Consider the following 4,564-nt stretch of genomic DNA (forward strand, 5'->3'; position numbering starts at 1 on the left):
CTGACCTTGGTGCCGTCCGGAGGGGACACCAGCAGGCCGTTGGCGCCATAGATCTTGAAGTTCTGGTCACGAACGAAATTCGCACCGCCTTCAAGGCCGAGATACCAGCCCTGGTTGGCGGCAGCGAGGCCGGGGGCAATGCCGAGCACGGACAGGCCGAACACGACAGATCGCAACGACTTACGAGGTTTCACGAACATTTTTTGTTATTCCCTGTGCTGTTTGAGATCGATCTGATGTCGATCATGAGGAGGCTGGTCTGCATCGAGATGACAGATTTGAAACAGTGCGACCTAGCCCCTAGGTTGCGGAGGCTCGCGTCGCGCGCGTACCGAGTTGCTTGCACTTGTACTTGGCGACGGATGAAATTCTCGTGAATTTCGGCTGCCATGATCGCGCATGAGGCACCTCGTTGTCAGACAGAGGCGTGACATGGCGCATGCGTTGCAGCAGCCTCCGTTACCACTGCCACTCCGGAAACCGAACACCATGTCCCGCACCCTGCTGGCTGCCGTCCTGCTGGCCACCTCGCTGCTGCTGCCTGTGAGCCACGCCGCCGAAGCACCCGTCAAGGCGACGATGCAGGGCGACGCCGCGCGCCCCGCCAAGGCTCCGCGCTGGCAACGCGCCGAACTGTACTTCGGCCTCGGCCGCAGCGACGGCAGCACCGCCGACGCCGATCGCGAACGCTGGCAGCGCTTTCTCGATGAAGAGGTGACGACGCGCTTCCCGGACGGCTTTTCGGTGCTCGATGTCTACGGCCAGTGGCAGCGCCGCGACACCAAGACCATCGAGCGCCTGAACTCCAAGCTGCTGGTGATCCTGTTCCAGGGCCCGCAGCACCGGCGTGATCTCGATGCGCTGCGTGCGGCCTGGAAGCAGCGCAGCGGCGATGAGTCGGTGTTGCTGACGATCAGCCCGGCCGAGGTGTCGTTCTGATGAAGCGCTTCGTCCGTGGTGATCTCGACGGCTTCATCGGTCTGGCCCTCGACAATCTGGTGCTGCTGCTGTTGATTTCTGCGCTATGCCGCTTCGTGCTCGGCTTTCCGGAAGCGCTGGTGCTCGGCACCGTGCTGCCGGGTGCGGCGGTGTCGCTGCTGGCCGGCACGCTGTTCTACGCCTGGCAGGCGCGGCAGCTGGCGGCGCGCGAAGGTCGCGACGATGTCTGCGCGCTGCCGTTCGGCCTGAACACCATCACCGTGTTCTCGTTCGTGTTCCTGGTGATGCTGCCGGCCAAGCTGGCCGCGACGGCTGCCGGCAGCCCCGATCCGGCACGCGCCGCCTGGCAGGCCGGGCTGCTGGCCTGCTTCGGCACCGGCGTCATCGAGTTCGCCGGCGCTTTCGTCGCCGGCTGGGTGCGTCGGCACACGCCGCGCGCGGCACTGCTGTCGACCCTGGCCGGGCTGGCGCTGGCCTTCATCGCGCTGGGCTTTCTGATGCGCGCTTACGCTCATCCGCTGATCGGCATCGTCACTCTGGTCGTGGTGCTGATCGGCTACTTCGGCCGCGTGAAGCTGCGGGGTGGCCTGCCGGTCGGCGTGGTCGTGGTGCTGCTCGGCATCGCGCTCGGCTGGACGTTGGGCCTGGCGCCGACTGGCCCCTTGCCGCCGCCACCGAAATTATCGCTGCCGGTGCCGGTGATCGGTGCGCTGCTGGAAAGCCTGCGCTTCGATCAGTTCCTCGCCTACGCCGCGGTGATCGTGCCGATGGGCCTGATCTCGGTGGTCGGTTCGATGCAGAACCTCGAATCCGCCGAAGCGGCCGGTGATCGTTACGACACCCGCTCGTCGCTGGCCGTCAACGGCATCGCCACCTTGGTTGCCTCGGTGTTCGGCTCCTGCTTCCCGACCACGCTGTACATCGGTCATCCGGGCTGGAAGGCGATGGGTGCGCGGGCCGGCTACTCGACCTTGTCCGGCGTGTTCATCGCGCTGCTCTGCTTCAGCGGCACCATCGCCCATGTCGCCTGGGCGGTGCCGATCGACGCCGGCATCGCGATCCTGCTGTGGATCGGCATCGTCATGAGCGTGCAGGCGTTTGATGCGACGCCGCGCGCGCATTTCCCGGCCGTGGTCGTCGGTCTGCTGCCGGGGCTGGCGATGTGGGGCTCGCTGATGATCAAGGCCGGGCTGCGCGCCGCCGGTGCCGGCAGCGAAGGCGGCCCCGGTATCACCGAAGCGCTGCTGCCAGCCTTCCATGCCGCGGACGTCTGGGCCGAAGGCGCGTTCGCGCTGGAACAGGGCGTGGTGTTCAGCGCGATGATCCTGTCCGCGGCGACGGTCGCGATCATCGAACGCAAGTTCGTGGTTTCGGCGATCTGGATGCTCGCGGCCGCGGCCTTGTCGGCCACCGGCCTGATGCATTCCTACCGCTACACCGGCGCCGATACCGCACTGAACCTGCAGCCCGCCTGGACCTTCGTCTACGCCTATCTGGCGGCGGCCGGCGTGCTGCTGGCGGCGCGCTGGCTGACCATACCGGATGACAGCGACCCGGCAGGCGGCCACTGACGCGCACGGCTTATCCGCCGAGCGCCGCCTCCAGCGTCGCCAGCCGAGCCTCCAGTTCGATGACTCGCGCTTCGAGCTGGGCCAGGCGTTCCATGCCATTGCCGGCAGCGGCACGCGCCGGAGCCTGAGACGCCGCCTGCATCGTCGAGGCTTCGACGACCGGGATATCCGGCGTGCCGGACAGCAGATGGGCGTAGCGGGCGGCCGCCTGCCCAGGCAGCCTCGGCAGCAGCATGACCATCGGATGGGCGCGCTCGGCGAGATCGTCGAGCGCGGCCTGAATGCCATCGGCATCCGGCGGGCCATTGAGCACGGCGGCATTGGCGCGCAACTCGGCCGGGGTCTGCGGACCGCGCAGCATCAAGGTCGCCAGCACCGCCATGGTCGGCGCTTTCAGCAGCAGCTGATGATGAAAGCGATGACGCCATTTCGGCACCCGGCCGGCGTTGTCATCACGGGTGACCAGCTTGTCCGCCTCCAGCGTGTTCAGCGCCGCGCCGGTATCGCCTTCGCTGAGGTTCATCACCGGCGAACGGGAGTTTTTCTGGTTCGACGCCATCATCAGCGCGTTGACGGTCATCGGGTAGTACTGCGGCGTGGTGATCGATTTCTCGACCAGCGCGGCGAGCACGCGGGCTTCGTTCGGGGATAGCAGGATCTGGCTCATGCGCAATTATCGCGCTGCCGCCGCCAGCCTGGGTTGTATCCGGGCCTCAAGTGCAGCGATTGCCTGCCGATACCGCGAAACAGGGCGAAATTTTTCGGGTTCTTCGGAGAGCGGGCATGCGGATCGGCGTCAATGCCCAGCTGCCGCTGGCGATCAAACTTCCAGTCAACGGCTTGCCGCTGACCGCGGCACCGGATCGCTCGACCTTGATCCAGGTCGCAGCGCTCGCGGCAGGCATGCCGTGGACGGTGCTCGATGGTCTGGTCGCAGTGCCTGATGCCCACGCGGTTCCTCCGCCACCAGCGGCAGCCCTGCTGGTGGCATCGACGCCACCGTCGCTTGTTGCGGCTTCCCCGTCGCCCGCATCGGGGCAGAGCCAAGCGCCAGCTCAGCCTTCGATCGTCGCGACCACGCTCAAGCTCGTCGATCGCCTGAGCCTGTCGCCCGCTACGGTCGCGCTGCGCAGCGATCCGGTGTTGCCGAAAGGCAGCCCGACCGTCGAGTTCACGCTGAACCTGCTCGCCGGCCTGACCGGCGAGCCCCGCAGTCGCCTGCTGCTGGTGCCCGACACGAGAACGCCCGGCGATCCCGCCGCCATCGCCAGCCTGGCAAGCAAAGGGCCGAACGAGCCGCTGCAATTGCTGGTGCGCGGCAGCGTGCACGGCGCCGATGCCCGGCTGATCGACCTGACCCTGGGCCTGAGCGTGCAGCGGCAGGCCGGCGCGCCAGTCATCGACCGCGCGGTGCTGGCCCTGATCCAGGCCAGCCTCGAAGAACTGGCGCGCAGCGAGATCAAGCTCGACTACCCCGGCGCAGCTGCCGCGCTGGCCGGACACAGCGCCCGCTTCCAGGCGGTGCTCGATCCGCTGGCGCTGTGGCCGATGCAGAGTTTCCTGCTGTCCGGGCTGCTGATTCTCGGCCCGGCGCGCGAGCAGGACGAGGTCGACGAGATCAGCGAGGAAGGCGCGGCCGCATCGAATCATGATCAACGCGAGCCGGAGGAACCGTCCGACGAAGCGAAGGAGCGCTCGCTCCAGCCGAAGGAAGCCCAGCCGCCAACCGAACTGACGCCGCTACCCGCCGACGGCGGCCCGCCGATCATCTCGGCCAGCCACTGGCTGGAGCTGGAACTGCGCCACTGGCGTTCGCAGCTGCGCATGTGGATGGCATTGCCGGCCGAGCACGGCCTCGCCCCGAGTAGCCCCTGAATCGCCAGAAACGATCAGGCCTGCACTTGGCGGGCCTGATCACAAACCACGTACCGATCAGCGCGGCAGGTCGGAGCTGCCCATCAGGAAAGTGTCGACTTCGCGCGCAGCCTGGCGGCCTTCGCGGATCGCCCAGACCACCAGCGACTGGCCGCGGCGCATGTCGCCGGCCGCGAATA

4 protein-coding genes are annotated in these 4,564 nt (G+C 67.4%); 3 read left to right on the forward strand and 1 reads right to left on the reverse strand.

Annotation, left to right across the window (positions count from 1 at the left end):
• The first annotated feature begins 489 nt into the window (after window positions 1-489).
• Both Q0D45_RS21020 and Q0D45_RS21025 read left to right on the forward strand, forming a co-directional pair.
• Window positions 490-939, forward strand: a complete 450-nt coding sequence (locus Q0D45_RS21020) for a DUF3574 domain-containing protein (protein ID WP_293397706.1) — start codon at window positions 490-492, stop codon at window positions 937-939.
• Entirely contained in the window at window positions 939-2,510 is a 1,572-nt protein-coding gene (locus Q0D45_RS21025; protein ID WP_293397707.1) for an NCS2 family permease, read from the forward strand. Before Q0D45_RS21020 ends, Q0D45_RS21025 begins: the two co-directional genes overlap by 1 nt.
• A gap of 10 nt (window positions 2,511-2,520) precedes the next feature.
• Here the strand turns inward: Q0D45_RS21025 and Q0D45_RS21030 are convergent, their stop codons facing one another.
• Entirely contained in the window at window positions 2,521-3,177 is a 657-nt protein-coding gene (locus Q0D45_RS21030) for a YceH family protein (protein ID WP_293397709.1), read from the reverse strand.
• Window positions 3,178-3,293: 116 nt separating this feature from the next.
• Here Q0D45_RS21030 and Q0D45_RS21035 point away from each other — a divergent pair, with 116 nt between their 5' ends.
• The gene (locus Q0D45_RS21035) at window positions 3,294-4,385 is read left to right on the forward strand and encodes a hypothetical protein (protein WP_293397711.1); all 1,092 of its coding nucleotides are present in this window, start codon (window positions 3,294-3,296) and stop codon (window positions 4,383-4,385) included.
• Window positions 4,386-4,564 lie beyond the last annotated feature (179 nt).

The organism is Nevskia sp. (assembly GCF_023266035.1).
Classification (GTDB): domain Bacteria; phylum Pseudomonadota; class Gammaproteobacteria; order Nevskiales; family Nevskiaceae; genus Nevskia.

What these genes read in the sequence shown, in the direction of transcription:
- Q0D45_RS21020 (WP_293397706.1), top strand. Translation starts at nt 490, where the DNA reads ATGTCCCGCACCCTGCTGGCTGCCGTCCTGCTGGCCACCTCGCTGCTG.
- Q0D45_RS21025 (WP_293397707.1), top strand. Translation starts at nt 939, where the DNA reads ATGAAGCGCTTCGTCCGTGGTGATCTCGACGGCTTCATCGGTCTGGCC.
- Q0D45_RS21030 (WP_293397709.1), bottom strand. Translation starts at nt 3,177, where the DNA reads ATGAGCCAGATCCTGCTATCCCCGAACGAAGCCCGCGTGCTCGCCGCG.
- Q0D45_RS21035 (WP_293397711.1), top strand. Translation starts at nt 3,294, where the DNA reads ATGCGGATCGGCGTCAATGCCCAGCTGCCGCTGGCGATCAAACTTCCA.